The organism is Segeticoccus rhizosphaerae, from assembly GCF_009192725.1.
In the GTDB taxonomy this organism is placed as follows: Bacteria; Actinomycetota; Actinomycetes; order Actinomycetales; family Dermatophilaceae; genus Segeticoccus; species Segeticoccus rhizosphaerae.
In genome coordinates this window covers 1-3,800 of sequence record NZ_VOHR01000340.1, presented here as the reverse complement: position 1 = coordinate 3,800, position 3,800 = coordinate 1, and the positions used below count along the sequence as shown (strand labels likewise).

Here is a 3,800-nt window from a genome sequence, read left to right as displayed (position 1 = left end):
CAGCAGCGCCACGACCGCCACGCCGACCGCGGCCGCGCGCGCATCGAGGGTCGGCGCGCCGCCGCTCGTCGTGAAGGCCTGGGTCATGACCAGGGCCGACAGCAGCGCCACCGGGAGCAGCCCGGTCACACGGGAGATCCGGGGCCCGTCGAGCCAGTGGTGGGGGACGACGTAACCGCCCAGCTTCAGCAGGAACGACAGGGCGCTCGCGACCAGGACGGTCACCCACAGGTTCATCGCGTCGCCCTCATCGCGTCGCCGGAGCGGGTCGACCGGGCCGCAGGCCGACCACGACGGCAGCGACCGCCGCCACCAGGACCGGTATGCCGGCCGGTGCCGCAGGAGCGACGAGCAGGGCGAGCACGGCGGCCACGGCCGCGGCGGCACGCCCGTCGCTGGAGCGCAACCTCGGCCACAACAGCGCACAGAAGGCTGCCGCGGCGGCCGCGTCCAGACCGTACTGCCGCGGGTCACCGAGCAGGTCGCCGATGAGGGCGCCGACGAAGGTCATCAGGTTCCAGAGCACGAAGACGGCGCCGCCGGTCACCCAGAAGCCGAGCCGGCTCGCGGCCGGTTCGGGTTGGCCGACCGCGACTGCGGTCGACTCGTCGATGGTCAGCTGGGCGGCCGCGAGGCGGCGCAGTCCGTGTGCCCCGAGGATCCGGGAGACCTGCAGCCCGTAGAGGCCGTTGCGGATGCCGAGCAGCGTCGAGGTCGTGATCGCCGCGGCGCCGGAGCCGCCCGCCGCGATGACGCCCACCAGGGCGAACTGCGAACCGCCGCTGAACAGCAGCAGCGACAGGGCCATCGCCTGCCACAGGGACAGGCCCGCGGCGACGGCGAGCGCGCCGATGCTGATGCCGTATGCCCCGGTGGCGACCCCGACGGAGAGCCCCTGTCGCAGCACGGCGCGTCGACGCTCGGCGGGCAGGCTCGGCGACGGTGCCCCGCCGTCGGTCACGGCGTCGACAGGTCTACTGCGAGGCGGACCTCGCGGACCACCGACCCGTCGGGGTCGATGACGCGGTCACGGAAGGCGCCGTCCGGCGCGAGGCCCGCCACCTCGAGGAAGGCCCGAGTGGTCTCGTCGGTGGCGAGCAGCCAGGCCACACACTGCTCGAACCCGACCACGCGCATGGTGTCCACGGCCGCGTTCAGCAGCCGCGAGCCATGGCCGACACGTCGGGCCTGCGGGTGGACCCCGAGCGTGAGCAGCTCGCCGTGGTCCGCGCCGGCGTCGGGGTCGCCGCTCGGGCCGAGGGCCACGAAGCCGACCACCTGCGGACCGGCACAGGCCACGAGCAACCGGTGCCGTGAGCTGGGCGGCTCCTCGAGGGTGGCGCGCCAGGCCTTGGCGAACGACTGCTCCTCGAACTGCACCAGCAGCTCGGGGGAGAGGATCTCGGCGTAGGCGTCCTCCCACACCGCCGCCTGCACGCGCCCCACCGCCGGCGCGTCGCTGGTCCTGGCCGTGCGCACACTCGCATCGGCGATCGGGCCGTCCGACGACCCGTGCTGGTGCTCGTGGTCGTGCTCGTGCGGCTCCGTCGTGGTCATCGAGCCATCCTCTCAGGTGGAGCGCTTGTGACACTTTTGGACCCATATTGCAAGCAGATGTAACAACCCGGCATACTGGAGGCATGTACGGCAACGACTTCATCGACCCCGACGAGCCCCTCAACGCCGCCGAGTCGGGGGAGTACGACCAGACCGTCGCCGATGGCGCCGAAAGCGCACAGCGCGGCGACGGGATGTCGTTCGACGAGCTGATCGCCGCCGACAAGCGGATCGAGCCGCGCGACGACATGCCGGACGCCTACCGGCAGACGTTGATCCGGCAGATCGCGCAGCACGCGCACTCCGAGATCATCGGCATGCAGCCCGAGGGCAACTGGATCACCCGCGCTCCGTCGTTGCGGCGCAAGGCGATCCTGATGGCCAAGGTGCAGGACGAGGCCGGCCACGGGCTCTACCTCTACAGCGCCGCCGAGACGCTGGGCGTCGACCGGGCCGAGCTGCTCGACAAGCTGATGAGCGGCAGCCAGAAGTACTCCTCGATCTTCAACTACCCCACGCTCACCTGGGCGGACTGCGGCGCGATCGGGTGGCTGGTCGACGGGGCGGCCATCATGAACCAGGTGCCGCTGTGCCGCTGCTCCTACGGGCCGTACGCCCGGGCCATGATCCGGGTCTGCAAGGAGGAGTCCTTCCACCAGCGGCAGGGCTTCGAGATCCTGTGGAACCTCGCGCGCGGCACCGACGAGCAGAAGGCGATGGCTCAGGACGCGGCCGACCGCTGGTGGTGGCCGTCGCTGATGATGTTCGGCCCGCCCGACACCGGTGACGCCGCCGCCCAAGGAGGCCACACCGAGCAGAACATGGCCTGGGGCATCAAGCGATTCAGCAACGACGACCTCCGGCAGAAGTTCATCGACATGATGGTGCCCCAGGCCCAGAAGCTCGGACTCAAGCTGCCCGACCCTGACCTCGCCTGGAACGAGGAGCGTGGTCACTGGGACTTCGGGCCGATCGACTGGGACGAGTTCTGGCGGGTCATCAAGGGCGACGGCGCCTGCAACCGCGAACGGCTCGCGTGGCGCAACGCTGCGCACGACGAGGGTGCCTGGGTGCGAGACGCCGCGAACGCATACGCCGACAAGCGCGCCGGGAAGGAACAAGCGGCATGAGCGGCGACGGACGCGGCGACGACGGAGCGGCGCGACCCCGCAGCCGAGGAGCGCGAGCAGACGGCATGACCGACACCCCGACGGGCGACCAGCCCATCCCGCAGGCCGGCCGCAGCTGGCCGCTCTGGGAGGTCTTCGTCAGGGGCAAGCGGGGACTGTCGCACGTACACGTCGGCTCGCTGCACGCCCCCGACGCCCAGATGGCCCTGCGCAACGGCCGCGACCTCTACACCCGCCGGCAGGAGGGCGTCTCGCTGTGGGTCGTGCGGTCGAGCGACATCGAGGCGAGCAGCCCCGACGAGCGCGACTCGTTCTTCGACCCGGCCGCCGACAAGGTCTACCGCCATCCCACGTTCTACGACGTCCCCGACGACGTCGAATACCTGTAACACCCGCGAAGTTCTCCGCTTCGCTCCGATGCTTCGCGTGGACTTCCGAGGAAGGGCCGAAAGCGTATGAGTGACAAGGTGATCGACACGACTTCACCGGGTCGTGCCCTTCCCGTGCCGAGCGCGGACGAGCTGCTGCCGCGCTACGTCCTCGGTGTGGCCGACGACGCGCTCGTCTACGCCCAGCGGCTCGGCGAGTGGATCAGCCGCGCGCCGCAGATCGAGGAGGACATGGCCCTCGGCAACATCGCGCTCGACCTGCTCGGTCAGGCCCGGGCGCTGTTGACCCGTGCCGGCGAGCTGGACGGCACCGGCCGCAGCGAGGACGACCTCGCCTACCTGCGCGACGAGCGCGATTTCCGCAACGTGCACCTCGTCGAGCAGGAGCGCAGCGACTTCGGCTTCGAGATGGCCCGGATGCTGTGGTTCTCCTCCTACCAGTGCGAGCTGTATGCCGCGCTCACCTCCTCCACGGACGAGACGGTCGCCGGGGTGGCGCAGAAGGCGGTCAAGGAGGTCGACTACCACCGCGACCACGCCACCCAGTGGATGCTGCGCCTCGGCGACGGGACCGTCGAGTCGCACGAGCGGATGCAGGACGCGCTGGGGCGGGTCGCGCCATACGTCTCGGAGCTGTTCGCCGACGACCCGGCCAGCCAAGCCGCGGCGGCCACGGGCCTGGGAGTGCTGCCCTCGAGCCTCGAGGCGGCGGCGACGGCATACG

The 3,800-nt window shown here is 71.1% G+C and carries 6 protein-coding genes; 3 read left to right on the top strand and 3 right to left on the bottom strand.

The window, feature by feature from the left end:
* The 3 genes from FRW57_RS18635 to FRW57_RS18625 all read right to left on the bottom strand — a co-directional run.
* Nucleotides 1-237, bottom strand: a 237-nt coding sequence (locus FRW57_RS18635; protein ID WP_152186720.1) for an AzlD domain-containing protein, incomplete at its 3' end; no start/stop codon positions are given.
* Between the two features lie 10 nt (nt 238-247).
* Nucleotides 248-961, bottom strand: coding sequence for an AzlC family ABC transporter permease (locus FRW57_RS18630; protein ID WP_152186719.1), 714 nt, complete (start codon nt 959-961; stop codon nt 248-250).
* The gene (locus tag FRW57_RS18625; RefSeq protein ID WP_137121480.1) at nt 958-1,557 is read right to left on the bottom strand and encodes a GNAT family N-acetyltransferase; all 600 of its coding nucleotides are present in this window, start codon (nt 1,555-1,557) and stop codon (nt 958-960) included. The genes FRW57_RS18630 and FRW57_RS18625 overlap by 4 nt, the downstream gene beginning before the upstream one ends.
* 83 nt (nt 1,558-1,640) lie before the next feature.
* Here FRW57_RS18625 and paaA point away from each other — a divergent pair, with 83 nt between their 5' ends.
* The 3 genes from paaA to paaC all read left to right on the top strand — a co-directional run.
* Nucleotides 1,641-2,687 carry a 1,2-phenylacetyl-CoA epoxidase subunit PaaA gene (gene paaA / locus FRW57_RS18620; RefSeq protein ID WP_152186718.1) on the top strand — a complete coding sequence of 349 codons (1,047 nt, stop codon included), beginning with the start codon at nt 1,641-1,643 and terminating at the stop codon, nt 2,685-2,687.
* 65 nt (nt 2,688-2,752) lie between these two features.
* A complete protein-coding gene (gene paaB, locus FRW57_RS18615; protein ID WP_152186717.1) occupies nt 2,753-3,076 on the top strand; it encodes a 1,2-phenylacetyl-CoA epoxidase subunit PaaB in 324 nt (107 codons plus the stop codon).
* Between the two features lie 66 nt (nt 3,077-3,142).
* Nucleotides 3,143-3,800 (top strand): 1,2-phenylacetyl-CoA epoxidase subunit PaaC (gene paaC, locus FRW57_RS18610; protein ID WP_152186716.1); only part of this gene is annotated, 658 nt, incomplete at its 3' end.